The sequence below is a fragment of the Streptomyces sp. NPDC033229 genome (genome assembly GCF_055576875.1).
In genome coordinates this window covers 1-26,840 of the sequence record NZ_JBVIQR010000009.1, presented here as the reverse complement: position 1 = coordinate 26,840, position 26,840 = coordinate 1, and the positions used below count along the sequence as shown (strand labels likewise).

General features: G+C 73.5%; 25 protein-coding genes and 1 riboswitch. Of the genes, 14 read left to right on the top strand and 11 right to left on the bottom strand.

Going from position 1 to position 26,840, the window contains the following annotated elements; translation table 11 throughout:
- The first annotated feature begins 294 nt into the window (after positions 1-294).
- From ACZ53N_RS10735 to ACZ53N_RS10725, 3 genes are all read left to right on the top strand, one after another.
- Positions 295-1,077 carry a sigma-70 family RNA polymerase sigma factor gene (locus ACZ53N_RS10735; RefSeq protein WP_469140555.1) on the top strand — a complete coding sequence of 261 codons (783 nt, stop codon included), beginning with the start codon at positions 295-297 and terminating at the stop codon, positions 1,075-1,077.
- Positions 1,078-1,172: 95 nt separating this feature from the next.
- Positions 1,173-1,397: a DUF5133 domain-containing protein gene (locus ACZ53N_RS10730; protein WP_469140554.1), complete on the top strand. Its 225-nt coding sequence runs from the start codon at positions 1,173-1,175 to the stop codon at positions 1,395-1,397.
- 86 nt (positions 1,398-1,483) lie between these two features.
- Positions 1,484-1,654 (top strand): hypothetical protein, encoded by a 171-nt coding sequence (locus ACZ53N_RS10725; protein ID WP_469140553.1) that lies wholly within the window; start codon positions 1,484-1,486, stop codon positions 1,652-1,654.
- A gap of 219 nt (positions 1,655-1,873) precedes the next feature.
- Here the strand turns inward: ACZ53N_RS10725 and ACZ53N_RS10720 are convergent, their stop codons facing one another.
- Positions 1,874-2,182: a chaplin gene (locus ACZ53N_RS10720; protein ID WP_469140552.1), complete on the bottom strand. Its 309-nt coding sequence runs from the start codon at positions 2,180-2,182 to the stop codon at positions 1,874-1,876.
- Positions 2,183-2,627: 445 nt separating this feature from the next.
- Between ACZ53N_RS10720 and ACZ53N_RS10715 the strand changes: the two genes are divergently transcribed.
- Together ACZ53N_RS10715 and ACZ53N_RS10710 are read left to right on the top strand one after the other, a co-directional pair.
- Positions 2,628-4,109, top strand: coding sequence for an SDR family NAD(P)-dependent oxidoreductase (locus ACZ53N_RS10715; RefSeq protein WP_469140551.1), 1,482 nt, complete (start codon positions 2,628-2,630; stop codon positions 4,107-4,109).
- A gap of 97 nt (positions 4,110-4,206) precedes the next feature.
- Positions 4,207-5,748 carry an SDR family oxidoreductase gene (locus ACZ53N_RS10710; RefSeq protein WP_469140550.1) on the top strand — a complete coding sequence of 514 codons (1,542 nt, stop codon included), beginning with the start codon at positions 4,207-4,209 and terminating at the stop codon, positions 5,746-5,748.
- 247 nt (positions 5,749-5,995) lie between these two features.
- On the opposite strand, the gene tsaD is transcribed toward ACZ53N_RS10710, so the two are convergent.
- The gene (gene tsaD / locus ACZ53N_RS10705; RefSeq protein WP_469140549.1) at positions 5,996-7,057 is read right to left on the bottom strand and encodes a tRNA (adenosine(37)-N6)-threonylcarbamoyltransferase complex transferase subunit TsaD; all 1,062 of its coding nucleotides are present in this window, start codon (positions 7,055-7,057) and stop codon (positions 5,996-5,998) included.
- Between the two features lie 139 nt (positions 7,058-7,196).
- On the opposite strand from tsaD, the gene cbiE reads away from it, so the two are divergent.
- Entirely contained in the window at positions 7,197-8,450 is a 1,254-nt protein-coding gene (gene cbiE, locus ACZ53N_RS10700) for a precorrin-6y C5,15-methyltransferase (decarboxylating) subunit CbiE (protein WP_469140548.1), read from the top strand.
- Positions 8,447-9,196: a precorrin-4 C(11)-methyltransferase gene (gene cobM / locus ACZ53N_RS10695; protein WP_469140547.1), complete on the top strand. Its 750-nt coding sequence runs from the start codon at positions 8,447-8,449 to the stop codon at positions 9,194-9,196. The genes cbiE and cobM overlap by 4 nt, the downstream gene beginning before the upstream one ends.
- Positions 9,197-9,220: 24 nt before the next feature.
- Here the strand turns inward: cobM and ACZ53N_RS10690 are convergent, their stop codons facing one another.
- Both ACZ53N_RS10690 and ACZ53N_RS10685 read right to left on the bottom strand, forming a co-directional pair.
- Positions 9,221-9,874, bottom strand: a complete 654-nt coding sequence (locus ACZ53N_RS10690) for a class I SAM-dependent methyltransferase (RefSeq protein ID WP_469140546.1) — start codon at positions 9,872-9,874, stop codon at positions 9,221-9,223.
- Positions 9,875-10,172: 298 nt separating this feature from the next.
- Positions 10,173-11,411, bottom strand: coding sequence for a hypothetical protein (locus ACZ53N_RS10685; RefSeq protein ID WP_469140545.1), 1,239 nt, complete (start codon positions 11,409-11,411; stop codon positions 10,173-10,175).
- A 168-nt stretch (positions 11,412-11,579) separates the two neighbouring features.
- On the opposite strand from ACZ53N_RS10685, the gene ACZ53N_RS10680 reads away from it, so the two are divergent.
- Positions 11,580-12,116: a hypothetical protein gene (locus ACZ53N_RS10680; RefSeq protein WP_469140544.1), complete on the top strand. Its 537-nt coding sequence runs from the start codon at positions 11,580-11,582 to the stop codon at positions 12,114-12,116.
- Positions 12,117-12,305: 189 nt separating this feature from the next.
- On the opposite strand, the gene ACZ53N_RS10675 is transcribed toward ACZ53N_RS10680, so the two are convergent.
- A complete protein-coding gene (locus ACZ53N_RS10675) occupies positions 12,306-13,061 on the bottom strand; it encodes a dienelactone hydrolase family protein (protein WP_469140543.1) in 756 nt (251 codons plus the stop codon).
- A gap of 96 nt (positions 13,062-13,157) precedes the next feature.
- Positions 13,158-13,790, bottom strand: coding sequence for a type III effector protein (locus tag ACZ53N_RS10670; RefSeq protein ID WP_469140542.1), 633 nt, complete (start codon positions 13,788-13,790; stop codon positions 13,158-13,160).
- 127 nt (positions 13,791-13,917) lie between these two features.
- Here ACZ53N_RS10670 and ACZ53N_RS10665 point away from each other — a divergent pair, with 127 nt between their 5' ends.
- From ACZ53N_RS10665 to ACZ53N_RS10650, 4 genes are all read left to right on the top strand, one after another.
- Positions 13,918-14,349, top strand: coding sequence for an Hsp20/alpha crystallin family protein (locus ACZ53N_RS10665; protein WP_469140541.1), 432 nt, complete (start codon positions 13,918-13,920; stop codon positions 14,347-14,349).
- A gap of 102 nt (positions 14,350-14,451) precedes the next feature.
- Entirely contained in the window at positions 14,452-14,847 is a 396-nt protein-coding gene (locus ACZ53N_RS10660) for a DUF2267 domain-containing protein (RefSeq protein ID WP_469140540.1), read from the top strand.
- Positions 14,848-14,916: 69 nt separating this feature from the next.
- A complete protein-coding gene (locus ACZ53N_RS10655) occupies positions 14,917-15,360 on the top strand; it encodes a DUF2267 domain-containing protein (protein WP_469140539.1) in 444 nt (147 codons plus the stop codon).
- Positions 15,361-15,755: 395 nt separating this feature from the next.
- Positions 15,756-15,920 (top strand): hypothetical protein, encoded by a 165-nt coding sequence (locus ACZ53N_RS10650; RefSeq protein WP_469140538.1) that lies wholly within the window; start codon positions 15,756-15,758, stop codon positions 15,918-15,920.
- 354 nt (positions 15,921-16,274) lie between these two features.
- Here ACZ53N_RS10650 and ACZ53N_RS10645 read toward each other — a convergent pair whose 3' ends face one another.
- Together ACZ53N_RS10645 and ACZ53N_RS10640 are read right to left on the bottom strand one after the other, a co-directional pair.
- Positions 16,275-16,973: a hypothetical protein gene (locus ACZ53N_RS10645; protein ID WP_469140537.1), complete on the bottom strand. Its 699-nt coding sequence runs from the start codon at positions 16,971-16,973 to the stop codon at positions 16,275-16,277.
- Positions 16,974-17,029: 56 nt separating this feature from the next.
- Positions 17,030-18,181, bottom strand: a complete 1,152-nt coding sequence (locus tag ACZ53N_RS10640) for a cobalt-precorrin-5B (C(1))-methyltransferase (protein ID WP_469140536.1) — start codon at positions 18,179-18,181, stop codon at positions 17,030-17,032.
- Between the two features lie 113 nt (positions 18,182-18,294).
- On the opposite strand from ACZ53N_RS10640, the gene ACZ53N_RS10635 reads away from it, so the two are divergent.
- Positions 18,295-19,047 carry a cobalt-precorrin-6A reductase gene (locus tag ACZ53N_RS10635; protein WP_469140535.1) on the top strand — a complete coding sequence of 251 codons (753 nt, stop codon included), beginning with the start codon at positions 18,295-18,297 and terminating at the stop codon, positions 19,045-19,047.
- A 130-nt stretch (positions 19,048-19,177) separates the two neighbouring features.
- On the opposite strand, the gene ACZ53N_RS10630 is transcribed toward ACZ53N_RS10635, so the two are convergent.
- From ACZ53N_RS10630 to ACZ53N_RS10620, 3 genes are read right to left on the bottom strand one after another with little or no spacing between them, the layout of a single operon-like run.
- Positions 19,178-20,689 (bottom strand): precorrin-2 C(20)-methyltransferase, encoded by a 1,512-nt coding sequence (locus tag ACZ53N_RS10630; protein WP_469140534.1) that lies wholly within the window; start codon positions 20,687-20,689, stop codon positions 19,178-19,180.
- Positions 20,686-21,321 carry a precorrin-8X methylmutase gene (locus ACZ53N_RS10625; protein WP_469140533.1) on the bottom strand — a complete coding sequence of 212 codons (636 nt, stop codon included), beginning with the start codon at positions 21,319-21,321 and terminating at the stop codon, positions 20,686-20,688. The genes ACZ53N_RS10630 and ACZ53N_RS10625 overlap by 4 nt, the downstream gene beginning before the upstream one ends.
- A gap of 43 nt (positions 21,322-21,364) precedes the next feature.
- Positions 21,365-22,765, bottom strand: a complete 1,401-nt coding sequence (locus tag ACZ53N_RS10620; protein ID WP_469140682.1) for a cobalamin biosynthesis protein CobG — start codon at positions 22,763-22,765, stop codon at positions 21,365-21,367.
- Positions 22,766-22,837: 72 nt separating this feature from the next.
- Positions 22,838-22,982: riboswitch (cobalamin riboswitch) on the top strand.
- Between the two features lie 90 nt (positions 22,983-23,072).
- Here ACZ53N_RS10620 and cobN point away from each other — a divergent pair.
- Positions 23,073-26,681, top strand: a complete 3,609-nt coding sequence (cobN, locus tag ACZ53N_RS10615; RefSeq protein WP_469140532.1) for a cobaltochelatase subunit CobN — start codon at positions 23,073-23,075, stop codon at positions 26,679-26,681.
- Positions 26,682-26,840: the final 159 nt, after the last annotated feature.

Below are 26,840 nucleotides of genomic sequence, written 5' to 3'. Positions count from 1 at the left end.
CTCCTCGGTGATGGCCGGACGGAGCTGCTGCCGCTGCCGCGAGTACCCCGTCCGGGACCGGGGAAACGGCGGTACGGCCGCGGGGCCGGGACCTTTCCCTGTGCTCACTCCAGGTGACGGGTCGCTTGCGTCGAGTCGCGCGTTCGGTCCCTGCGCGGCATGCTGAGAGCCGTGGCCGACTCCGGCCGCCCCGGCCCCGGCGCCGATCCGTTCACGGGTACGCGAGGGTGGCGGCCGGGCGGACGGCGTTCCGGCCGGCACTCCTGTCGCACGAGCGAGGGGATCACTGTGACCATGGCCGAGACGACGTCCCCCCGGTGTGGGCGCGACGCACCCGACACAGCAGCCCTCTTCCTGCGGATGGCCGCCCTTCCCGACGGGCCCGAGCGTGACCGGCTGCGGCAGGACGTGATCGCCGCGTGGCTGCCGATGGCCGAGCGCATCAGCCGGCGGTTCCGCGCCAGCGGGGAGAGTCCGGCGGACCTCCGACAGGTGGCGGCCCTGGCGCTGGTCAACGCCGTGGACCGGTTCGATCCGGAGCTGGGGTTCGCGTTTGAGTCCTTTGCCGTCCCCACCATCAACGGCGAACTCAAACGGCACGTCCGTGACCATGTGTGGTCCCTGCGCATCCCGCGCAGGGACCAGGAACTCCGCTCCGCCGTCCGCTCCGCCCAAGGGCGGCTGGAACAGCGCGGTGCCGGGGGCCGGTTCACCCTCGCCGAGCTGGCCGTGGAGGCCGGGCTGACGGAGGAGGAGGTGCGACGCGGCCTCGATGCCGACGGTGTGCACCGCACGCTGTCGCTGGACCAGCCGTCGGTCGGGCTGGGGGAGCTGCCGCTCGCCGACACCCTCGGCCGTGCCGACCGCACCCTGGACCTGGTCATCGACCGCCAGTCGCTCAGGCCCCTGCTGGACGCGCTGCCCGAACGGGAGAAGACCGTCCTGTACTGGCGCTTCTTCGCGGGCCTCACCCAGAAGCAGATCGGCGCGCGGCTGGGCGTCTCCCAGATGCAGATCTCCCGCATCCTCAGCCGTACCTGCGCCCGGCTGCGCGAGCAACTGCTCGCGCCGGTGTGAGGTCCGCGCCGGCGGTCGCCCGGTAGTCACCCGGCCGTCGGTGTCACCCGGCCGTCACGGGCCCGTCCCGTCCACCGCCCGAAGGGATCCCCCTCATGCTGATGGCTCACCCGGCGGTTCTGCGTGACCTGCTCGACCGGTACGAAAGGCTGCGGGCCGTCGCGGGCGAGCGGGTCGTCCGTGCCCAGGTCTACCGGCAGCTCCAGGACACCGCCTACACCTTGTGCGTCACCACCGGCACCCGCGACATAGGCACCGCCCTGCGTGCCGCGCGGTCGCGCGTGGCGCAGCACCCGGCGGCCGAGGCCGTCGCCGTCTGATCGCCCGATCCACCGACGACTCCTCCGACGATTCCTCCCCCTCCGACGACTCCTTCCCCCTACAACGACAGGCAAGGCGCATCATCATGACGTCACGCCATACGCATCTGACCCCCGACCTGCCCCCGACCGTCGAGGTGCCGGATCTCCCCGGCGCCCAGCATCCCCATGACCCCCTCACCGACCACGGCGAACGGGAGCCGCACCGCGAGGAGCCGCCCGACGGCTCGCCCGGGCGGCGCGTGCCCGTGGACTGAAAAGACCCGCCGGGCACCGGCCGTCCGCCGGACGGCGGCATCCGGAGACGTGGTGACGTCCGGACGCGCGGTGGCGTCCGGACATGGCAGTGGCGTCCACCATGAAGAACATGGTGGACGCCACGGACGCGCGAGTAAGGGCTCCGGCGGCTGACTGTGGCTCCCTGCCCCACGCGGGCTGCACGGACGCGGTCTGCTGCCCGCGTCTTAGATCAGGGCTCAGTGGCGGCCGTTGTGCCCGTCGTGGCCGTTGTGCCCGTCGTGACCCTTGTGGTCCCCGTGGTCGCCATCGGCGTTGACGCAGGTGTTGCCGAAGGTCGGGTTCAGCAGACCGACGATGTCAATGGTGTTGCCGCAGAGGTTGATCGGGATGTGCAGCGGCACCTGAATGACGTTGCCGGAGATGATGCCGGGCGAACCCACGGCCGCACCCTTGGCGCCGGAGTCGGCGACGGCGATGCCCGCCGCACCCGAGAGGGCGGTGCCGGCGGCGACGGTCAGGATGGCTGCCTTGGCGATACGCGACATGACTAAACCTTTCTAAGGGGCGTTGAGCGGCAATTGTTACCGCCGGAATGGGCGCAGTTGAGCCAATTTGGGTTCCTGGGGGCAGGATTAACCCGGAAAGGCCAATAAGTCGTATGAAATGCGAGGGTGCGGCATTTCTTCGCATTCCCTCGCTGTTCCGCCGTTGTCGCGGCGCGCTTTCCGCGTCGTTCCGCCTTATTCCTCGGCGTCCCGCCGGTATTCCCTCGCCCCGGGGCGGCGCCCCCGGGATGATCATTGATCCTTCTCTGCCCCGCGTGGATCTGTGACCTGTGTCACCAGCAGTGGGGGCCGACCCTTTGGGCGCACCCCCCTGCCGCTCCGCCGGAGCCATGCTCTAAGGTGCGCGTTTGGCGTCGCCGCCCCTGTCTACGTACAGTTCTTCGAAGCTTCAATTGATCAGACGAACTGGGAAACGACAGCGCCGATGACGGTCACAGAAGAAAGCCGCGACGGTGCGGGTCGCCAGTCCGGTGAATCCGGTATCGATCCGGAGCGCATGGCGATGTGCCTGAGCGTGCTCGAGGAGCTCGACGCACTGCCGGTCGACCACCCCGACGCGATCGAGATCCGACGGGCCACCGCGGGCATCTACCGGACCGTCAAGCAGCGCCGCCGCCAGGAGCGCCGCGCGGCCAAGACCGCGAACGACCGGGCCGTGACCGAGGCCACCGCCACCGGTGCCGCCGACCGCATCGACGACGAGACGCGCGGCATACCCCTGGCCGCCACGTCCAGCGCCCAGATCGTCGGCATCCTGGAGCGCCCCCGCTCCTGCTACATCTGCAAGACCCGGTACACCGAGGTCGACGCCTTCTACCACCAGCTGTGCCAGCCCTGCGCCGCGGAGAACCGCGCCCGCCGGGACGCCCGCACGGACCTGACCGGCAAGCGCGCGCTGCTCACCGGCGGCCGGGCGAAGATCGGCATGTACATCGCGCTGCGGCTGCTGCGCGACGGTGCGCACACCACCATCACCACACGCTTCCCCAACGACGCCATCCGGCGCTTCAAGGCCATGCCGGACAGCGCGGACTGGCTGCACCGCCTCAAGATCGTCGGCATCGACCTGCGCGACCCCGCCCAGGTCGTCGCCCTGGCCGACTCCGTCGCCGCCGAGGGCCCGCTGGACATCCTGATCAACAACGCGGCCCAGACCGTGCGCCGCAGCCCCTCCGCCTACCGCGAGCTGGTCAGCGCCGAGGCCGCGCCGCTGCCCGCCGGCGAACTGCCCGCCTCGGTCGTCTTCGGTGCCTTCGGCAGCGGCGCCCAGGCCGCCCTGCCCGCCCCGGCCGGCAGCCGGCACGACGAGCTGACCCCCCAGGCCCTCACCGACCTGGCCCTGACCAGCGGCTCCGCCTCCCTGGCCCGGGTCGAGGCGGGCACCGCGATCGACGCGGGCGGGCTCGTACCCGACCTGGACGCCACGAACACCTGGGTCCAGACGGTGAGCGAGGTCGACCCCGTCGAGCTCCTCGAAGTGCAGCTGTGCAATGTGACCGCCCCGTTCGTGCTGGTCAGCCGACTGCGCCCGGCCATGGCCGCGTCCGCCGCCCGCCGTAAGTACGTGGTGAACGTCTCCGCCATGGAGGGCGTGTTCAGCCGCGGCTACAAGGGCGCCGGCCACCCGCACACCAACATGGCCAAGGCCGCCCTGAACATGCTCACCCGCACCAGCGCCCAGGAGATGCTGGAGGCCGACGGCATCCTGATGACCGCCGTCGACACCGGCTGGATCACCGACGAGCGCCCGCACCCCGACAAGGTGCGCCTCGCCGAGGAGGGCTTCCACGCCCCCCTCGACCTCGTCGACGGCGCGGCCCGGGTCTACGACCCGATCGTCCGCGGCGAGCAGGGCGAGGACCTCTACGGCTGCTTCCTCAAGGACTACGCCCCCGCCAACTGGTGACGGACGCCGCGGCGGCACCCGTACGGGAGCCGCCGCACCCCCTAAAGGACCAGCCCCGCCTGGCGCGAGGTGCGCCGGGCGGGAGACCGTGGACCCCATGGGCACCACAGGGAACGACCAGGACCGGATCCGGGGCGACCGGGGGAGCACGGAGAAGCCGGCGCCCCGCGCCCTCGTCGCAGGGGCCACGGGCTACATCGGGGGGCGGCTCGTCCCCGGACTGCTCGACGCCGGCTACCGGGTGCGCTGCCTGGCGCGCGACCCGCGAAGGCTGCGCGACCAGCCCTGGGCCGGCCGGGTCGAGACCGTCAAGGCCGATGTGACCCGCCCGGACACCCTCCCCGACGCCTTCGCCGACGTGGACGTCCTCTACTACCTCGTGCACGCGCTGGGCACCGGCGCGGACTTCGAGGAGACCGACCGGCGGGCGGCGCTCGCCGTCGGGCGCGCCGCGAAGGCCGCCGGGGTGCGACGCATCGTCTACCTCGGCGGACTCTCCCCCCGCCAGGTGCCCGAACGGCTGCTCTCACCCCACCTGCGCTCCCGCGCCGAGGTCGGACGGATCCTCCTCGACAGCGGGGTCCCCACGGCACAGTTGCGCGCCGCGGTGATCATCGGATCCGGTTCGGCCTCCTTCGAGATGCTCCGGTACCTCACCGAGCGGCTCCCGGTGATGGTCACCCCGAGCTGGGTGAACACCCGCATCCAGCCCATCGCCGTCCGCGACGTGCTGCGCTGCCTGCTGGCGGCGGCATGGCTGCCCGACGACGTCAGCCGCAGCTTCGACATCGGCGGCCCCGACGTCCTCACCTACCGCCGGATGATGGACCGCTACGCTGCCGTCGCCCGGCTCCCCCGGCGGCTCGTCCTGCCCGTGCCGGTGCTCACCCCCGGCCTGTCCAGCCTCTGGGTCGGCCTGGTCACCCCCGTCCCCAGCGGCATCGCGCGTCCCCTGGTGGAGTCCCTGCGCTACGAGGTGGTCTGCCGCGAGCACGACATCGCACGCTACGCACCGGACCCGCCCGAGGGCCTGATCGGCTTCGACGAGGCCGTGCGCCTGGCCCTCGCACGCGTCCGGGACGCCGACGTCGCCACCCGCTGGTCCTCCGCGTCCCTGCCCGGCGCCCCCAGCGACCCGCTGCCCTCCGACCCCGACTGGTCGGGCGGCAGCCTCTACGAGGACCGCCGGGAGGTGTCCGTCGACGCCGGGCCGAAGGCCCTCTGGCGGGTCGTCGAGGGCATCGGCGGGGAGAACGGCTGGTACTCCTTCCCCCTCGCCTGGTCCCTGCGCGGCCTCCTCGACCGCCTCGTCGGCGGCGTCGGCCTGCGGCGCGGCCGACGGGACCCGCACGCGCTGCGCGTCGGCGACTCCCTCGACTTCTGGCGCGTCGAGGAGATCGAACCGGGCCGGCTGCTGCGGCTGCGCGCCGAGATGCGGCTGCCCGGCCGGGCCTGGCTGGAGCTGACCGTCACCCCCGACGGGGCGTCCCGCGCGACGTACCGCCAGCGGGCGCTGTTCCGCCCGCACGGGCTGGCCGGCCACGCCTACTGGTGGTCCGTGGCCCCGTTCCACGCGATCGTGTTCGGCGGCATGGCCCGCAACATCGCGCACCGAGCCCGGTCGTACCGCGGTTCGTAGGCCGCGGGCCGGCTTTGCCGCCTCTCGCCTGGCCGGCGGTCTCTGCGGCTGCGGGCCGTCCGTTGCCGCCTGGCGGCGAGCGCCCTGCGGGCGCGTCCTCAAGCGCCGGACGGGCTTGATTTGGCCGGGCTGATGGGGACAGCTCAGCCAAGCCAGCCCGTCCGGCGTTTGAGGACAACCGCCGCGCAGCGGTGGTACGGGCGACGCGGGCCCGCGCGGCCCGCACGTGAGCCGCCCCGGACACGGCTCAGGCGGCGTCGGCCACCGGGTGGAGCGCCGCGTACTCCAGGGGCGCCGACGGGTCGATGGACACCTCCAGCGGCGCGGGCGCCGCCCCCGCGAGCACCAGCAGATCGCCGACAGCCGCGATCATCGCGCCGTTGTCGGTGCACAGCCGCAACGGCGGCACCCGCAGCTCGACGCCCGCCGCCGCGCAGCGGTCCTGGGCCAGGGCCCGCACCCGGGAGTTGGCGGCCACCCCGCCGACCACGACGAGGGTGCCCACGCCGTGCTCGACGCACGCCGCGACGGCCTTGCGGGTCAGGACGTCGGCCACGGCCTCCTGGAGGGACGCGGCGCCGTCCGCGACGGGCACCGGCCGCCCGGCCTGCCGGTGCCGCTCCGCCCAGCGGGCGGCGGCCGTCTTCAGACCGGAGAAGGAGAAGGCGTACGGATCGTCGCGCGGCCCGGTCAGCGGCCGGGGGAACGCCACCGCGCGCGGATCGCCCTCGCGGGCCGCCCGGTCGACGGCGGGACCACCGGGGTAGGGCAGACCGAGAACCCGGGCCACCTTGTCGAAGCACTCGCCCGCCGCGTCGTCCAGGGTGTCGCCGAGGTGGACGATCGGGTCGCGCGCCAGATCCCGCACGAGCAGCAGCGAGGTGTGCCCGCCGGAGACGATCAGCACCATGGACGGGTTCGGCAGCGGCCCGTGCTCCAGGGTGTCGGCGGCCACGTGCCCGGCGAGGTGGTGCACCCCGTACAGCGGCACGCCCAGCGAGTAGGCGAAGCCCTTCGCCGCGGCGACACCGACCTGGAGCGCGCCCGACAGGCCGGGGCCGGTCGTCACGGCGACCGCCCCGATGTCGCGCGTCGTCAGGCCCGCGTCGGCCAGCGCGGCACGGACGACGGGCGCCGCCGCGTGCACATGCGCGCGGGCCGCGATCTCCGGCACGACGCCGCCGAAGCGCGCGTGCTCGTCCATGCTGGAGGCCACCGCGTGACCCAGCAGCTTCCCGTCCCGGACGAGACCGGCGCCGGTCTCGTCGCAGGACGACTCGATCCCCAGCACCACCGGTGAACGCCTCACGAGCGGACCTCCTGCCTTGAGTATGTAATTGCGCATTCTATGCAACTGGAGGTGAGCGAGGTCCCGGTCGTGGTGCCGTCGTCGCAGGTCAGTAGAGTTCCGATGCCCCTGTACACCGCGAATCCCGAGGTGCGCCCACGTGAGCCAAGCCCCCGTGACGGTCGTAGGCATCGGCGCCGACGGCTGGCCGGGCCTCGCCCCCGGCTCCCAGGAGGCCCTGCGCCGGGCCGAGGTGATCGTCGGCGGCCCCCGCCAGCTCGATCTGCTGCCCCCCGACTGCGCGGGCGAGCGCGTCGCCTGGCCCTCGCCGCTGCGCCCGGCCGTCCCCGAACTGCTGGCCGCGCACGCCGGACGCCGGGTGTGCGTACTCGCCAGCGGCGACCCCATGTTCTTCGGCATCGGCCGCACGCTCGTGGACGCCCTCGGCACCGCCGACGGGCTGCGGGTCCTGCCCCACCCCTCCTCCGTGTCGTACGCCTGCGCCCGGCTCGGCTGGCCGCTCGACGACATCGAGGTGCGCAGCCTCGTCGGCCGCCCGCTCGGCGCGCTGTCCGCCGCCCTGCACCCCGGCCGTCGGCTGCTGGTGCTCAGCGCCGGCGCGGACACCCCCGCCGAGGTCGCCGCCCTGCTGCGCGACCGCGGCTTCGGACCGAGCCCGCTGACCGTGCTGGAACAGCTCGGCGGCGCCTCCGAGCGCCGCGTCGAGGGCACAGCCGACGACTGGCGGCACGCCCCCGGCGACGCGCTGAACGTCATCGCCGTCGACTGCCGGCGTGCCGACGACGCCCTCCGGCTGCCGCTCACGCCCGGACTGCCGGACGAGGCCTTCGAGCACGACGGGCAGTTGACGAAGCGTCATGTGCGGGCGGCTTCCCTCGCCGCGCTCGCCCCCGCCCCCGGCGAGCTGCTCTGGGACATCGGCGGCGGCTCCGGCTCCATCGGCATCGAATGGATGCGCGCCCACCGCTCCTGCCGCGCCGTCACCGTCGAACGCGACCCCGTACGGGCCGCGCGCGTCGCCCGCAACGCCGAGACCCTCGGTGTGCCCGCACTGCGGGTCGTCACCGGCGCCGCCCCCGCCGCGCTCGTCGGACTGCCCACCCCCGACGCCGTGTTCATCGGCGGCGGGCTCACCGCCCCCGGCCTGCTCGCCGCGTGCTGGGACGCGCTCCCCGCCGGCGGCAGGCTCGTCGCCAACACGGTCACCCTCGAGTCCGAGGCGCTGCTCACCGACCAATACCGCCGCCACGGCGGCGAACTGACCCGTCTCTCCGTCGCGCACGCCGTGCCCGTCGGCGGCTTCACCGGCTGGCGGCAGGCCATGCCGGTCACCCAGTGGTCCGTGGTCAAACCCGCGGAATCCGTGGTCACAGAAGGAGAAACCGACGCATGACCGTGTACTTCATCGGCGCCGGCCCCGGCGCCGCCGACCTCATCACGGTGCGCGGCGCGCGGACGCTGGCCCGGTGCGGGGTCTGTCTCTACGCCGGCAGCCTCGTCCCCCGCGAACTCCTCGCCGAGTGCCCGCCGGACGCCCGTCTCGTCGACACCGCACAGCTCAACCTGGACCAGATCACCGCCGAGTTCGTCGCCGCCCACGAGGCGGGTCTCGACGTCGCCCGGCTGCACTCCGGCGACCCGGCCGTCTTCAGCGCCGTCGCGGAACAGATGCGCCGCCTCGACGCGGCCGGGATCCCGTACGAGATCGTCCCCGGTGTCCCCGCCTTCGCCGCCGCCGCGGCGGCCCTCGGCCGTGAGCTGACCGTGCCGACCGTCGGCCAGACCGTCATCCTCACCCGCATCGCCCAGCAGGCCACCCCGATGCCCCCCGGCGAGGACCTCGCCACCCTCGGCCGCAGCGGCGCCCTCATCGTCCTGCACCTCGCGGCCCGCTACGCCGACCGCGTCGTCGCCGAACTGCTCCCGCACTACGGCCCCGACTGCCCCGCCGCCGTCGTCGCCATGGCCAGCCGCCCCGACGAACTCGTCCTGCGCGGCACCCTCGCCGACATCGCCGACCAGGTGAAGGCGGCGGGCGTGGTCCGGACGGCGGTCATCGTCGTGGGCCGCACCCTGGGCGCGGAGCAGTTCCCGGACAGCCACCTGTACTCGACGACGCGGGACCGCTGCGCGGGCTGATCCGCAGAGGCAACCGGCGGAGGGTCAGATCCGTGCGATCAGGGCGTAGCGTTCGTCGGTCACCGGGCCGCCCCACAGAACGGCATCGGCGGTGAGAGGTTCGATGCGCAGGTCGCTGACAAGGGGGCGCACTGCCTCCGCCAGTTCTTCGGCGGCAATGCCCCGGTGCCAGGGCAGGGCCTCGGCACCGGCGACGTACGGCACTCCGCTCTGCCCGGCCTCACGCCAGCGGCCCTCGACGAGGACCAGGAGGCCGCCGGGGCGGATGCGGCCGGTCCACTCGGTCAAGGCGGCGTGCGGGTCGGGCAGGGTCCACACCAGATGGCGGGAGAGCAGGACGTCGAACTTCGCCTGTCCGGTGGGCGGCACGGCGGCATCGCCGACGAGGAACCGGCCCTGAAGGCCGGCGGCCGTCAGCTTGGCCCGGGCCTGCTCGACCATCCGCGGCGCCAGGTCCACCCCCGTCACCCGGTGCCCGGCTTCGGCGATCAGCTCGGAGAGCGACCCGGTGCCACAGCCGACGTCCAGCACGTCGGCCGGGGCGGACGGCAGCCAGGCGGACAGCAGGTCGGCCCACGCGGCGCGGGTGTCCGCGGCCTTGAGGCCGTGGTCCGGCTCGTCGTCGAAGTCCGGGGCGGCGGCGTCCCAGTAGGCGGTGATGGCAGCAGAGTTCGTCATCCGCTGATCCTTTCAGCCGCCACTGACAATGCCCGGGGCCGGTGGCCGTGGTGGGCCGGACCCGCGTTCCTGTCGGGAGGGAACAGGAACGGCCGCGTCCGGCCGAAGCACTCGGCAGGGCTGTCGTGGGACTGGTACGACCACAGCGTGCGCGAGGCGGCGACAGACGCGTTGAGCATGAAGTCGTTCTCTCCGGCCACCTCTCCGGCCTGTCGCCCGTCCTTGCCCGGCCGGAGGAAGCCCTCGGCTCATGTGCCGTTCGGCGCCCTCCCTTGGCGGCTTCCTCGCTGGTCCCGGCTCACCGGTCCTGGCGGTGCCGCCATACATCGTGCAGCGGCCAGTAGTACGGCGACATCTGGTCGACGGTGTCGCCGAGGGCGTCCAGCAGTGCGTCACCGCGGTGGTCGTCGCGCAGGGCCAGCTGCACCGCGGCGGTGACCCGTACGGCCTCCTCAGGGTCGGAGAGGCAGGCGGCCAGGGCGTCGCAAGGGGCCGGGTCGTCGGCCGGGGCCCGGAGGAGGACCCGGCAGGCGCTTTCCCGGACCCGGGCGTCGGTGTCCCGGGTGCGGGCGAGGACGGCGGCCAAGGCGTCGGCGTTCGCCTGCTGGACCTGCCAGTGCAGGCCGCCGACCGCCGAGGACCGGACCTGCGCGTCGGGGTGACGGGTGAGGGCCGACAGCGGCCTCTCGGCGCGGGGATCCAAGGCTCCGGCCAGTCCGGCTGTCAGGGGCCGCATGACGCGGGGGTCCTCCTCCTGCTCCGCCCAGGGGAGGAAGAGGTCGACGAGCGGGGTGTCGAAGGGGGACTCCTCGTCCTCGCCGCTCTCGTCATAGAGGTTGACGCAGCGCAGCACGTCCGCGCCGAAGTAGCGTGCCAGCGGATCGGGGTGGTGGCGAAGAGCGGCTGCGGCGTCCCAGACGGGCGGCAGTGCCGGGCCCTTGCGTCCGGCGGCCGCGACAACGGCCGCTCCCCACACCGGGTGGTCGACCTCGGGCTCGGCCATGGCCCGGTCCAGCAGTTCGGCGAAGGGCGTGGCGATTTCGCAACACGATTCCAGGTGGGTGAGGATCGCGGTGTGGCCGTCGCGGACGGTCTGCTCGCCGATCACCAGCTCGCGGCAGATCTCGCCGTTGCCGTCGCGCACGGTCCGCCGGTGGGCCCCCGCTCCAATGCCGGTCGTGTGCCAGTGGCGGGCCAGTGCGAGCGCGTCGCGACCCTCGCGGTCCGTGACGCGGGGGTCGGCCCCGGCGAAGTGCAGGGCGGTGGCGATGTCGTGGGCGCCGCGGTCGACGGCGCGCAGCAGGGGCGTGCGGCCGTTGGCGTCGACGCCGTCCAGGTCCAGCGCGTCGAGATCGGCCAGCTTCAGCAGGGCATCGAGGACCCGGTGGTCGAGGGCGTCCGTGGCCAGGCGCAGGGCGGCTGCGACGTGCGGGCCGCGCGCGTGGGTGGTGCCGTACTCCTCCCGGAGCAGGGCGGCCACGGCTTTGGTGTCGCCGTTGCGGACAGCCGCCAGGAGCAGGGGTTCGGGGGAGGTCATGCGCACAGGGAGTCGAGAAGCCTTTCAGGGGTGGAGGGGGACGAATATTCCCACGACAACAGGTCACGGGCCCGCGAAGACCGGGTGATGTCATGGGTTCGCCGGCCCCCACCTCATCGGCGGTCTAGGGTACAAGCACGCTGCCGCGGTCGCCCGAGGAGGAATCCTGTGTCATCGCCCTGTGATCCTCAGTACGCTCCCGCTGGTGATGTGGGCGCGGCGCTCATGGTGGTCGACTCCCGGCTCAAGAGCATCCATGCCGGCAAGACCGAGATCGACCCCGAACAGCAGAAGCTGACCGACCAGTACATCGCGTCCCTGGGCCCCGGGGGAGCCGATGACGTACTGGACGGCACGTGCACCCTCGTCTTCATATTCATGGAATGGCTGCGAACGACCCACGAGGACCACGGCAAGGACGTCATCGAGTACGTGGTACCCCCTCTCGTGGCCACCCTGCGGAGGATGCCCAAGAGTGTCCGCCCCGAGACCATCCCCACGATGGTCGGCCTGGTTGTCGCCGCGGGCACCGGTCTGAGTCCCAGCCTGTGGCGCAAGCAGTACGGGGACTGGAATGAGGGCGAGATGAATGCCCTGGAAGCCACCGTCTTCCTGCTCGCGGAGCACATCAACCGCGTCACCGACGACCCCGACTTCGCCACCCGCATGGTCACCGAAGCTTTGTCCAGTGCGGACGAGGACTGACGTGCCGCCCGGTGTGTGCGTCGGTCCTCGTCCGCCACAGCGGTCGGCCACGACGCCGCCGGCACCTGGGCGCCCGGCTGGGTGACTCCGCGCTGAAAGCCGTCGTGTCTTCGGGCCATCGTGGCCGGATCGACGGACGGTGGGGGACGGCAAACGCCAGAAACCTGCCGTGGTATCGGTCAGCGCTGGTCAGCGGGCGGCCGAGCTTGGACTGGTCTGTTCCTCCGTCAAGGGCAGGCACTCGGCGAGCAGGTCGACGACGTCGCGCCAGGCTCGCTGCGCGTGCCGTGGGTGGTAACCGACGCCGGGGACCACGGGGTGGTCGACCGGCGGGTGGTGGAAGGCGTGCAAGGCGCCGCCGTAGACCACGAGGCGCCAGTCGACGCCCGCGGCCTGCATCTCGGCGGCGAACGCGTCCCGTTGCGCGGGCGGCATGATCGGGTCTTCCGATCCGACCCCGGCCCACACCGGGCAGCGGATGCGCGCCGCCTCGCCCGGTCGGCCCGTGGTAGTTGCGTTGACTGTCCCGATCGCGCGCAGGCTGACGCCGTCGCGCCCGAGTTCCAGCCCGATGGCGCCCCCGGTGCCGTAGCCGACGGCGGCGATCCGGTCAGGGTCGGTCCGCGGTTCGGCGCGCAACACATCGAGCGCCGCGTGGCCGATGCCCCGCATCCGGTCGGGGTCGGCGAGCAACGGCATGCAACGGGCCAGCATCTCCTCGGGGTCACCCAAGTAGCGCCCGCCATGAAGGTCGAAGGCCAGCGCTATGTATCCCAGCTCGGCGAGCGCATCGGCCCGGCGGCGCTCGACGTCGCTGAGCCCCATGCCCTCTGGTCCGAGCAGCACCGCGGGCCGTCGGTCGACACCGGCCGGGAGCGCGAGGTGCCCGATCATCGTGAGGCCGTCGGCCGGGTACTCGACCGTCCGCGTGGTAACCGTCGTCATGAGGCAGGACTGTAGCGATCGTCGAGCCCGGTCGGGCAGGTGTTCTGCCGCCGGCTGAACAGCTCGGGCGTGCCACTGCCTTGGGACAACGGTGGTTCAGGGGGGTGTGAGGGTGTCGAGGCGGGCGGCGAGGTCGGGGTGGGCGGTGGCCAGGTAGGGGCGGGCGGCGGCCAGGGGGGCGAGGAGGTCGGCGGGGTCGTCGTGGGCGAGGGCCGCGTGGAGCTTGTCGAGCGGGCGGCGGGCGGCGGCGGGCAGGTCGGTGAGGGCGGTGATCTGGCCCGCGACGCGACGCAGGTCGGCGGCGTTGGCGCGGGCCCAGGCGGCGGTGGTGCGTTCGGCGGCCCGGGCCTGGCGGGTGGCCGTCACGCGCTGCTCGCCGGTGGTCCCGGCGGGGCCGGGGCGGCCGCGTAGATAGCGGCGTTCGGCTGCCTGGCGGCTGGCGACGCCGAGGGTGTGGGCGAGGTCGGCCCAGCTGGCGCCCGCGTCGCGGGCGGTTTCGATCAGGCCGGTCTCCCAGCCGGCGAGCTGCTCGCGCACCTGCCGCAACAGCATCAGGGAGGCCAGCGCCTGCTCCGGCCCGGGACCGGGACCGTCGGGCATGTCCGGAGGGTCTCGCTGGGCGTCGCGCAGGGCGTCGTCTATGGCGTTCAGGGCCGCCGCGGCGGCGAGGAACGACGCCGGGCCGTGGGCGTTCATGCTGGTCGTGGCCGGCTGGTCGGCTGCGGTCACGGACACCTCCCTCGAGCTGTCATCACTTTGACGACATCATGCTTGTCATCCATTGGATGACATGTTACAACGGTGTCAGTGAGCGCATTGGCAGCAACTGCCTGAACCTGCTGGAGGTGCTTTCACGATGTTGATGCGCACTGACCCCTTCCGTGAGCTGGACCGGCTGACGCAGCAGCTGATGGGCCCGGGTACCTGGACGAGGCCGTCGGCGATGCCGATGGACGCCTACCGCGAGGGCGACGAGTACGTGGTGGCCTTCGACCTTCCCGGTGTCACCGCGGACGCGATCGACATCGACGTCGAGCGGAACATGCTCACCGTCAAGGCCGAGCGCCGACCGGTGACGAAGGCCGACGACGTGCAGATGGAACTGTCCGAGCGGCCGCTGGGCGTCTTCTCCCGCCAGCTCGTGCTCGCCGACACCCTCGACACCGAGCACATCAAGGCCGACTACGACGCGGGCGTGCTCACCCTGCGCATCCCGATCGCCGAGCGCGCCAAGCCCCGCAAGGTCTCCATCGGCGTCGGCTCCGGCCGCCAGGAGATCTCCGGCTGACACCGGCCGGACCGATGCGGAGGGTGGACAGGCACCTGATCTCCCCCTCACCCCGCCCTCCGCACCCCCTCGGCAGTCCGAAGAAGAAGGGGCGGCGGCAAGATGACTCTGCGATACGAAGCGTTCCTCGACCACGTGAAGGAACGCGGCGAATACGGCACTGCGGAGGAAGCAGAGCGCGCGGCCCGCGTGGTGCTCGCCCTGCTCGGCGCGCACCTGGTCGGCGAAGTCCGCGCCCAGCTCGCGGCGCGCCTGCCGGAGGGCTTCGCCCTGATCCTGCTCAACCCGCTGCAGAGCGCCGAACCGCTACCCCCGGAGCGGTTCGTCCGGGCGACCGCCGCCTGGATCGAGGGCGCCACCGAGGTGACCGCGGCCTGGGACGTCAGCGCCGTGCTGTCCACCGTCGCCGACGCCGCCGGAGATGACCTGCTGGGGCGGATCCTGCTGCAGCTCCCCGCCGGCTACGACCTCCTCTTCGGCCGCCCCCAGCCCACCTGACCATGACGGGTGGTGCCGCACCCCGGCACCACCCCACCCGTCCCAGCTCCACGAAAGGCATGCATTGCAGTGATCTCCGATGCCCGCATACCGCTTGAGCACCGGCAGCCGTACAGGACGGCGTATGAGCAGATGCTGGAGAAGATCCGCTACGACGGCGCCTACCCCACCCGCGAGAAGGCCGACGAAGCCGTCCGCCTGGTCCTCGCGGGGCTCGGACGCCAGCTGACCGGCGATGAACGCGTCGAACTCGCCGCCTGCCTGCCCTTGGAGGCCGCACGCGTGCTGACCGCGCAGATCCCCGACACCCAGCCCCTGACCGGCTGGGCCTTCGTCAAGGACCTCGCCGCCCGCACCGGCGCTTCTCTGGCCACCACCCGCTGGGACACCGGATCCGTCTTCTCCGCCGTCGCCGCCTACGCCGGCCCCGACCTCATCACCCGCATCCTGGGTCGGCTTCCCACCGGCTACGCCCTGCTGTTCGGCCGCGCCGAACTCGCCCCCGCGGCGTAGATGGGGACATGCGTGCCCGGGGCCGGCGCGACGACCGCCGCGTCGCCGTTCGCCGATGCTCTCCCCGCCGCTGCGCGGCATCGACGGGGAGAGGCGGTGGTGCTACTTCAGGGCCGAGTCGGCGGTGGCACCGGCGCCGGAGGTGACTGACTGGGCGGCGGAGTTGACGGTGTCCTTGGCCTTGGTCACCGGGCCCGGCCCGGGCGCCGGGGCGGGGGCACCGGGGGCGGCTGCTCTTCCGAGGAGGAGCCGCCCTTGGCGTCGTCCGGGTGGTGTAGCGGGGCAGGGCGGGCAGGAATGAGGAGCCGTTCGTCTTCCTGGGCTTCGTTGTCAGTGGTGGGCTCTACCGTGGTGGTACGGCGCTTGGCAGGTCGGAAGTTGCTAAGGGGGGCGGCATGCCCGAGTGGGCTCTCGCGATACTCATTCCGGTCGGTCTGCTGGCTGTGGGCCTGGGGACGTTCTTGGTCTGGGCCCGCCTGGGCACGAAGGAACCGTTGAAGCACGACAACCGGATGCCGGAGACCCATTTTCGACAGGGTGATGGTGCCGGCGGCAGCTGACCGGCGGCGTCCGGCTCGGGGGACCGCACGGTCGTGCGCGCGCTGCGGGTCCTCGCGCCCGACTCCGTACCCGCGATGAGCCGTCGGTGAGTGGAGCGCCCGGACGAAGATGTGCCGCTCGCAGTCGTCAGGCCAGTGCTTCGCGGGCTCCCGACGCCCGGCACCGGGGGCACCTCCCGGCGGTAGCTGGGGGAGCTCGCCGCGTTGTCGGGCTCGCCCGAGTACGACCGGTACGAGGGCGACCCTCCGCCTTGCGATCGCACGCACCGGACGCCGCCCGCTGGACCGAGGGACCCGGTCGGGGTCCCCGGGCCACGCCCACGCCCCGACCGCGCGACCGTTGCGCGGGCTGACTCAGCCGGCGGTGAACTTCTCGTACGCCTTCTTCAGGTGCTTGTCGACGAGCCCGGGGGAGCCGCTCAGAAAGAGGGTGATGTTGCCCTTGCGGACGGCGACCTGCTTGACCTCCGACGCGCCCCCGGGGCCGACGAACGTCGAGGTGAAGGCGTACCGCTCGTCACCCAGATCGGGTACGACGGCTTCGGCCATCGTGATCGGGACCGGTGTGGTACCCGACGTCACGGTGTAGGAGGGGCAGGCCCGGTAGGTGTCCCGAATCTCCCGCAGCGTGGCGGACAACTTCGCGGGGGAGTCGCTGTCGAGCTCTTCCCCGAGGATCGAGCCGGAGCTGCCGTACATGAACCGGACCTCCGCCTGGTTCACCGTCTGCAGTGCGGGCATTCTGGCGGCGAGCCGCTCCATCGCCGGGCAGCCGCTCACCGCCTCGTCGTCCTTCGCGTCGTCCTTCGGGGGTTGCGCGGTGTAGTCGCTGCCGAGATCGTCGGTGATCAGCAGCAGGCGCTTGAGCGCGGCGACGTTCGCCGGCTTCGTCGGAGCCGGGGCGGCGGGCTTGTCCGCCGGCGCGGCGGTCCGCTCGCCGGGCCCGGCCGCGGGGGCCGTGCCGGCGGAACCGCTGCCGCAACCGGACGTGGCCACCAGCGCGCCGACGAGTATCGGCAGGGCCCATCTGCTCGTGGTGAGGCGGCGGTGCATGTGCGGAATCCCCCTTGGTGATCTTCGCCGTGACCCTACCGTGCGCACGTCCGGGGTCAGCGCCCGGCCGGACCGCGCGGCTCCGCCCGGCCGACGATCGTGCCCGCGCGGTCGATGCAGATGACATCGACCGTGACGGGCGCCCCGCGCAGCACCGCCAGGGCCTCGTCGCGGGCGGTCGCGGCGACGAGGTCGCCGAGGGGGACACCGCGGGCCGCGCACAGGGTCAGGGCTTCCAGACCGGTGTTGGCGGCGGCGACCGCGGCTGCCAGCTCCGTGTCCGCGCCGCCCCGGCGGGCCAGCTCGGCGAGGAAGCCCTTGTCCACCTGCGAGCGGGCCGAGTGCAGATCGAGATGGCCCGCGGCGAGCTTGGACAGCTTCGCGAAGCCGCCCGCGACGGTGAGCCGGTCGACCGGGTGACGGCGGACGTACTTCAGGACCGCCCCCGCGAAGTCGCCCATGTCCAGCAGGGCGTCCTCGGGCAGCCCGTGCACGGCGACCGCGACCTTCTCCGACGTCGAGCCCGTACAGCCCGCCACATGCGTGCGCCCCGCCGCCCGGGCCACGTCCACGCCGCGCCGGATGCTGTCGATCCAGGCCGAGCAGGAGTAGGGGACGACGATGCCCGTGGTGCCGAGGATGGAGATGCCGCCCAGGATGCCCAGGCGCGGGTTCCAGGTGGAGCGGGCGATCTCCTCGCCGTGATCGACCGACACCTCGATCTCCACGTCCCCGGCGCCCCCGTGCCGGGCGGCGACCTCGGCCACGTGATCGCGCATCATCTGCCGGGGGACGGGGTTGACCGCCGGTTCGCCGACGGCCAGCGGCAACCCCGGCCGGGTGACCGTGCCCACCCCGGGGCCCGCCCGGAAGACCACCCCGGAGCCGGGCGGCAGCGCCCGGACCGTGACCCGGATCAACGCCCCGTGCGTGACGTCCGGGTCGTCGCCCGCGTCCTTGACGATCGCCGCCATGGCCGTCCGGCCGCCGTCGCGCAGTTCCTCGGCGGCGAGGGCGAAGGCGGGGGTCTGCCCCTTCGGCAGGGTGATCGCCACGGGGTCGGGGAAGTCGCCGGTGAGCAGCGCGGTGTACGCGGCGGTGGTCGCCGCCGTCGCGCAGGCACCGGTGGTCCAGCCGTGCCGGAGTCCGGTGTGCGCGAGTTGCGCACCGCGCCCGCTCGGGGTCGGTTCGGCCTTGACGTCAGTCACGGGGGGCTCCGCAGGTCCGGCTAACCTGACGACTCGGTGCCGCGGCGGCACCGGCCGGGCCGTGCGCCCGGCACACCGGCCCGCGCCCGCGGGCCCGACCCGGGAGGCCGGCGGTGCACAGGCCATGCCACGTCCTGATCCTCGGCGGCACCACCGAGGCGCGACGGCTCGCGGCCGAGCTGGCGGCCGATCCCGCGCTGCGCGTCACCAGCTCGCTGGCGGGGCGCGTCGCCGCACCGCGACTGCCCGCGGGGCAGGTGCGGATCGGGGGCTTCGGGGGGCCCGAGGGCCTGGCCCGGTGGCTGCGCGAGCAGCAGGTGGACGCGCTCATCGACGCCACCCATCCTTTCGCCGGCACGATCAGTTGCAACGCGGCACGGGCCGCCGCGGACGTCCATGTTCCCCTGCTGGCCCTCCGCCGTCCCGGCTGGGTCGCGGGGCCGGACGACGACTGGCGCCCGGTCGGCTCGCTGGCCGAGGCGGCGGACACCCTTCCCGCGCTCGGGAAGCGGGCGTTCCTGACCACGGGGAGGATGGGCCTGGCGGCCTTTGCCCACCTGGAGGATATGTGGTTCCTCGTCCGCTCCGTGGACGCCCCGGAACCGCCGATGCCGGTACGCATGGAGGTGCTGCTGGCCCGGGGCCCCTTCACGGTGGAGGGCGAGGCGGAGCTGTTGCGCCGCCACGGCATCGACGTCCTGGTCACGAAGGACAGCGGGGCGGCGGCGACGGCCGCGAAGCTCGTCGCCGCACGCGAGGCGGGCATCCCGGTGGTGGTCGTCCGACGCCCGGAGGTCCCGGAGGGTGTACCGGTCGCCACGGACCCGGCGGGGGCGGTGCGCTGGCTGCGCGCGCACGCGGGCTGACGGTGCCGCCGGTCCGCTCCGGTGCGGAGGCGGGAGCCGATACATCCGCCAGGTTTCCTTCCTCGGCCAGTGACCCGCTCCGGCGGCCCGGCCCGGCGCCGGCCGTGAAGCCGGTGCCGGACCCGTCCGGTCACACCTCCGGATACCGCCGAGGCGTCCAGACGATCTCCTCGCCGTCGCCGGGACCACGCCGTACCGTGCGGGTCTGCGTGGAGCCCACGATGAGGATCGTGCGCATGTCGACCTGTTCGGGGTCCAGTTCGCCGAGCCGGACGATCCGTACGCTCTCCTCCGGGCCGCCCACGTCCCGGCCCAGGACGACCGGGGTGTCGGCCGGGCGGTGCTCCAGGAGGAGGTCGCGGGCCTTGCCGACCTGCCAGACGCGGCTGCGGGAGCCGGGGTTGTACAGGGCGAGGACCAGGTCCGCCGCCGCGGCGGACCGCAGTCGCTCCGCGATGACCTCCCACGGCTTGAGCCGGTCGGACAGCGACACGACCGCGTAGTCGTGGCCGAGCGGCGCGCCCGCCCGGGAGGCGGCGGCGTGGGCCGCCGTCATGCCGGGCAGCACCCGCACGGGCACCTCGCGGTAGGGGTCCTCGGAGGCGACCTCCAGGACGGCCGTCGCCATCGCGAAGACACCCGGGTCCCCGGAGGAGACGACGGCGACCCGCCGCCCCTGCCGGGCGAGGTCAAGGGCGAACTCGGCGCGCTCGGATTCCACCTTGTTGTCGGACGGGTGCCGCCGCTGGCCGGGCCGGACGGGCACCCGGTTCACGTACGTGCTGTAGCCGACGACGTCCTCGGCCGCCGCCAGCTCGCCGCGCGCCTCCGGCGTCAGCCACAGCGGGCCGGCCGGGCCGAGCCCGACGACCACGACCTCGCCCCGGCCCGAGGCGGCCGGAGCAGCGTCGACGCGGCTCGGCAGCACCGCCACCGAGAAGTACGGCACCGACGCGGGGTCCACGTCGGCCAGCAGGCCCGTACGCTCCCCGGGCATCGTGGCGCGCTCGACGTAGCGCGCGTCCGCGAGCCGGCCCGCGCGCTCCAGCGCGCCCCGCACGGCGGGGAACGTCCGGCCGAGCTTCATCACCACGGCCGAGTCGGTCGAGGCCAGACGGGCCGTCAGCTCCTCCTCGGGCAGCGTGCCCGGCAGGATCGTCAGGACCTCCTCGCCCTCCACCAGCGGCTCACCCAGCCGGGCCGCCGCCGCGCTGACGGACGTGACCCCGGGGATCACCTCCGTGGGGTAGCGGTCCGCGAGCCGCTTGTGCATGTGCATGTACGAGCTGTAGAAGAGCGGGTCGCCCTCCGCGAGCACCGCGACGGTGCGCCCGGCGTCCAGATGGACGGCCAGCCGCGCCGCGGCCTCCTCGTAGAACTCCTCCATCGCGCCCCGGTAGCCACCGGGGTGATCGGTGGTCTCCGTGGTGACGGGGTAGACCAGCTGCTCCTCGATGTGGTCGGGGCGCAGATGGCGTTCGGCGATGGTGCGCGCGATGCTGCGGCCGTGCCGGGCGCTGTGGTACGCGACGACATCGGCCCCGGTGATGACCTCGACGGCCCGCACGGTCATCAGCGACGGATCGCCGGGGCCGAGGCCCACTCCGTACAGTCGGCCCGTCGTCGAAGGCTGCTCGTTCACTCTTCCTCGCTCGCTATCGCGTTGATCGCCGCCGCTGCCATGGCGCTGCCGCCGCGACGGCCCCGCACCACCAGATAGTCGAGCCCCAGCGGGCTGTCGGCCAGGGCGTCCTTGGATTCGGCGGCACCGATGAAGCCCACCGGTATGCCGATGACCGCGGCCGGGCGCGGCGCCGCCGCCCCGCCTTCTTGAATCATCTCCAGCAGACGGAACAGCGCCGTCGGCGCGTTGCCGACCGCGACGACCGCGCCGTCCAGCTTCTCGCGCCACAGCTCCAGCGCCGCCGCGCTGCGGGTCGTGCCCATCCGCCGTGCCAGCTCCGGCACCGACGGGTCGGCGAGGGTGCACAGCACCTCGTTGTCCGCGGGCAGCCGCTTGCGGGTCACGCCACTGGCGACCATGTTCGCGTCGCACAGGATCGGCGCCCCGGCGCGCAGCGCCTCGCGGGCCCGCGCCACCACCTCGGGGGAGTACGCGAGGTCCCGTACGAGATCGACCATCCCGCAGGCGTGGATCATGCGCACCGCGACCTGGCTGACGTCCGGCGGCAGCCCGCCGAGGTCGGCCTCGGCCCTGATGGTGGCAAAGGACTGGCGGTAGATGGACGCGCCGTCCTTCTCGTACTCGAACACTGTGCCTCGCTTGCTGGGTTGCGCCTGGTGGTGTCGTGCAGGGTCAGTCCGCGACGGTACGAGCCGCCGCGACCGCGTCGGCCAGTCCCCCCGCTGTGGCTGTTTCCGTATGCGTTTCCGTCTCCCCGTCCCGCACCGCGATCCGGTAGCCGTCACCGGTCGCGAGCACGTCGACCCATCTCCCGCCCGGGTGGCCGCACCGCCGCTCGCAGCCGGACCAGTACACCGGGAGCCCCGCCGGTGGCAGCCCCGGGAGGCAGGCCGCCGCGTCCGCCCGTACGTCACCGAGGGACTTGGCGCAGCCCGGCCGGCCGGCGCACGCGCCCGCCCGGTGCCAGGGGGACGTGGTGGAGGTGACGAGTCCCGCGTCCGCGAGCGCCGTCAGCCGGATGCGGGCCGTACCGGCCGGGAGGCCGGGGACGACGATGCCGCGCCAGGGTGTCACACGCAGCTCGCCCGCCCCGTCCTGGGCGGCCGTGGTGGCCACGAGCCGCCACTGGGCGGCGGTCAGCCGCCCGAGCGGCGCGGTCACCGACAGGGCGCACCGCCCGTCCCGGCCGGTGACCAGGCCGGGCCCGACCGGAGGTCCGTGCGGGAGCCGGGGCCGGGGCAGCGGGGCGCAGGCGATGCCCGCGGCCGTGAGCCGGGCCGCCAACGCTTCGACGCGCGGGCGGCGTTCGGGGGCCAGGTCCCGGACGCGCCAGGCCTTGGCGCCGCTGTCGGCCAGCGCCGCGAGGAACTCGCGCGCGGCCAGCGCGGCCGCGCGCGGCGCGTCACAGGCGGCGATCCGCAGGCCGGGACCGGTGGCGGCGAAGCACAGGGTGGCCTGCCCCACGCCGCTTGCGACCAATGTCACATCGGGGCCGAGGGCCACGATGTCGCCGCGGCCGTCGTCCAGGCCGAAGAGAAAACGACCCGACAAACCTGACAAATCCAGGCCGTCGGAAGGGTCGGGCGCATCGGACGGCGGTCCGGGCAGCGCGGGGGTGCACAGGAGTGCGTCCAGGGCGCGCGCCCAGGCCTGCACATCGGTTGCCCCGGCGCGGGAGGGTTCCGCCTCCCCGTCCAGACCGCACAACGGCGAGGCCGCCACATTGCGTACCCGGTCGTACCGGTCCGAGGGCAGCAGCCCCGCCGCCCGCAACCGCCCGGCCAGTTCGCCGCCGCAGCCGTCGGCCAGCCCGCGCAACTGGACGTTGCCGCGCGAGGTGATGTCGAGATTCCCGTCGCCCAGCTCCTCGGTGACCAGCGCCAATGTCATCGCCTGACGGGCCGTCAACAGCCCGGCGGGCAGCCGGACGCGCGCCAGCGAACCGTCGTCCGCGGTGTGCAGCCGCAGCGCTCCGGGGCACGCGTCGCCGCCCGCGCGGACGGTTCGTCCGCCGGCGGCCGGTTCATCCCGCTCCGGGGGGGATGTGGGGGTGACGGGCATGGCGGCGAGCATACCGACGATCACACGGGGTGCACCGTCCTGTGCCGAACGGCCAGCGCTTACTATGCTCACCGGTGGCCAGAATCTCTTTATTCGTCCTCTGGTCCGCCAAACGCCAGCGACGGCGTCAGGGGAGGAAGCCGGTGAGACTCCGGCACGGTCCCGCCACTGTGAGCCCGGCAGCGATGCCGGGCGAGTCAGGAACTCCCGCCGTCCTCCAACCGCCCGGGGCGCGGACCCCGAGGAAGGCCAGCCGCCGCATGCGCACCATCCGGTCCGGCGTACCCCGGGCGACCCTCGATGCCCTGGGGAGCGCCGCGTGATCCTTCTCCTGTCGACGTCCGACACCGACCTGCTCAGCGCCCGCGCGGCTGCTGCTGCCGGGGGCCCGGTCCCGTACCGCCTCGCCAACCCCGCCCGCCTCGCGATCGACGAGCTTCCGGCTCTGCTGGAGGGCACCGACCTCGTCGTCGTGCGGCTCCTCGGCGGCATCCGCGCCTGGCAGGAGGGGCTCGACCTGCTGCTCGCCGGGGACCGCCCCGTCGTCGTCCTCACCGGCGAACAGGCGCCCGACGCCCAGCTGATGGAGGCCTCCACCGTCCCCATCGGCATCGCCGCCGAGGCCCACGCCTACCTCGCGCACGGCGGCCCCGACAACCTCGAACAGCTCGCGCGCTTCCTCTCCGACACGGTGCTGCTCACCGGACACGGCTTCGAGGCGCCCGCGCCCGCCCCCACCTGGGGCCCGCTGGAGCGCACCGCCAAGCCGGGCGCGAGCGGCCCGCTCATCGCGGTGCTCTACTACCGCGCCCACCACATGAGCGGCAACACCGCCTTCGTGGAGACCCTGTGCGGGGCGATCGAGGACGCGGGCGGCCGCGCCCTGCCGCTGTACGTCGCCTCGCTGCGCGCCCCCGAGCCCGCGCTCGTCGAGGCTCTCGGCAGCGCCGACGCCGTCGTCACCACCGTCCTCGCCGCGGGCGGCACCAAGCCCGCGGCCGCCTCCGCCGGCGGCGACGACGAGTCCTGGGACGCCGGCGCCCTCGCCGCGCTCGACGTACCGATCCTCCAGGCCCTGTGTCTGACCGGCCCCCGCAGCGCCTGGGAGGAGAACGACGAGGGCCTCTCGCCGCTCGACGCCGCCACCCAGGTCGCCGTCCCCGAGTTCGACGGCCGCCTCATCACCGTCCCGTTCTCCTTCAAGGAGGTCGACGAGGACGGGCTGCCGATGTACGTGGCCGACGCCGAGCGCGCCTCCCGCGTCGCCGGCATCGCCGTGCGCCACGCCCGGCTGCGCCACATCCCCGCGGCCGGCAAGCGCCTCGCGCTGGTCCTCTCCGCCTACCCCACCAAGCACTCCCGCATCGGCAACGCCGTCGGGCTCGACACCCCGGCCAGCGCCGTGGCGCTGCTGCGCCGACTGCGCGAGGAGGGCTACGACTTCGGTTCGGAGGAGGTCCCCGGCCTCGCGTCCGGCGACGGCGACGAGCTGATCTACGCCCTCATCGAGGCCGGTGGCCACGACCAGGAGTGGCTCACCGAGGAGCAGCTCGCCCGCAACCCCGTCCGTATCCCGGCCGCCGACTACCGGCGCTGGTTCGCCGAGTTGCCCGCCGAGCTGCGCGAGGCCGTCGAGGAGCACTGGGGCCCGGCGCCCGGCGAGATGTTCGTCGACCGCAGCGCCAACCCCGAGGGCGACATCGTCCTCGCGGCGCTGCGCCGCGGCAACCTCCTCATCCTCATCCAGCCGCCGCGCGGCTTCGGCGAGAACCCCATCGCGATCTACCACGACCCCGACCTGCCGCCCTCGCACCACTACCTCGCCGCCTACCGCTGGATCGCCGCCTCCCGGGCGGACGGCGGCTTCGGCGCCGACGCCATGGTCCACCTCGGCAAGCACGGCAACCTGGAGTGGCTGCCCGGCAAGAACGCCGGCCTGTCCGCCGCCTGCGGCCCGGACGCCGCCCTCGGCGACCTGCCGCTGATCTACCCCTTCCTCGTCAACGACCCCGGCGAGGGCACCCAGGCCAAGCGCCGCGCCCACGCCACCCTCGTCGACCACCTCGTGCCGCCGATGGCCCGCGCCGAGTCCTACGGCGACATCGCCCGCCTGGAACAGCTCCTCGACGAGTACGCGTCCATCTCCGCGATGGACCCGGCCAAGCTGCCCGCCATCCGCGCCCAGATCTGGACGCTCATCCAGGCCGCGAAGCTCGACCACGACCTCGGCCTCGACGACCGTCCGGACGACGACGGCTTCGACGACTTCCTGCTCCACGTCGACGGCTGGCTGTGCGAGGTCAAGGACGCCCAGATCCGTGACGGTCTGCACGTCCTCGGCGGTGCGCCCGTCGGCGAGGCACGCGTCAACCTCGTCCTGTCGATCCTGCGCGCCCGCCAGATCTGGGGCGGCACGGCGGCCCTGCCGGGCCTGCGCGAGGCCCTCGGCCTCGACGAGTCCGCCGCCACCCGCACCACCGCCGACGAGGCGGAGGAGCGGGCCCGCGCGCTCGTCCAGGCGATGGAGGACGCCGACTGGGACCCGGCCGCGGTCGCTTCCGTGGCTCGGGAGCACGGCGAACAGGTCGCCGCGATCCTCGACTTCGCCGCCCGTGAGGTCGTACCCCGCCTGGCCGCCACCACCGACGAGATCGACCACGCGGTGCACGCCCTGAACGGCGGCTTCGTTCCGGCCGGCCCGTCCGGCTCACCCCTCCGCGGCCTCGTCAACGTCCTCCCGACGGGCCGCAACTTCTACTCCGTCGACCCCAAGGCCGTCCCCAGCCGACTCGCCTGGGAGACCGGCCAGGCCCTCGCCGACTCCCTCCTGGAGCGCTACCGCACGGACCACGGCGACTGGCCGAAGTCGGTGGGCCTGTCCCTGTGGGGCACGAGCGCGATGCGCACCTCCGGCGACGACGTCGCCGAGGCCCTCGCCCTGATGGGCGTCCGCCCGCTCTGGGACGACGCCTCACGCCGGGTCAACGGCCTGGAGCCGATCCCCCTGGCGGAGCTGGGCCGCCCCCGCATCGACGTCACCCTGCGCATCAGCGGCTTCTTCCGCGACGCCTTCCCGCACGTCATCGGCCTCCTCGACGACGCGGTCCGGCTCGCCGCCGCCCTCGACGAGAGCGCCGACGACAACTACGTCCGCGCCCACGCCCAGGCCGACCTCGCCGAACACGGCGACGAACGCCGCGCCACCACCCGCATCTTCGGCTCCCGCCCCGGCACCTACGGCGCGGGCCTGCTCCAGCTCATCGACAGCCGCGACTGGCGCACCGACGCCGACCTCGCCGAGGTCTACACCGTCTGGGGCGGCTACGCCTACGGCCGCGAGCTCGAGGGCCGCCCGGCCCGAGAGGAGATGGAGACCGCCTACAAGCGCATCGCGGTCGCGGCGAAGAACACCGACACCCGCGAACACGACATCGCCGACTCCGACGACTACTTCCAGTACCACGGCGGCATGGTCGCCACGGTGAAGGCACTCAAGAGCAAGGCCCCGGAGGCGTACATCGGCGACTCCACCCGCCCGGAGACGGTCCGCACCCGAACCCTGGTCGAGGAGACCTCCCGCGTCTTCCGCGCCCGTGTCGTCAACCCCCGCTGGATCGAGGCGATGCGCCGCCACGGCTACAAGGGCGCCTTCGAACTCGCCGCCACCGTGGACTACCTGTTCGGCTACGACGCCACCACCGGCGTCGTCCCCGACTGGATGTACGACAAGCTCGCCCAGACCTACGTCCTCGACGCGGAGAACCGCGCCTTCCTCCAGGACGCCAACCCCTGGGCGCTGCACGGCATCGCCGAGCGCCTCCTGGAGGCGGAGAGCCGCGGCATGTGGGCCAAGCCGGACGCGGAGACGCTGGAGGGGCTGCGCCAGGCATTCCTGGAGACCGAGGGCAACCTGGAGGGCGAGGACTAGGGTGTGTCCGCAAAGTCGCGCCTGGCCCGCGACGCTCCCCCAGCTACCGCTGGGGGTACCCCCAGGCACGCACGCTCGCTGCGTTGTCGGGCTCGCCCGAGTACGCCCGGTACGAGGGCGACCCTCCGCCTTGCGATCGCACGCACCAGACGCCGCGGG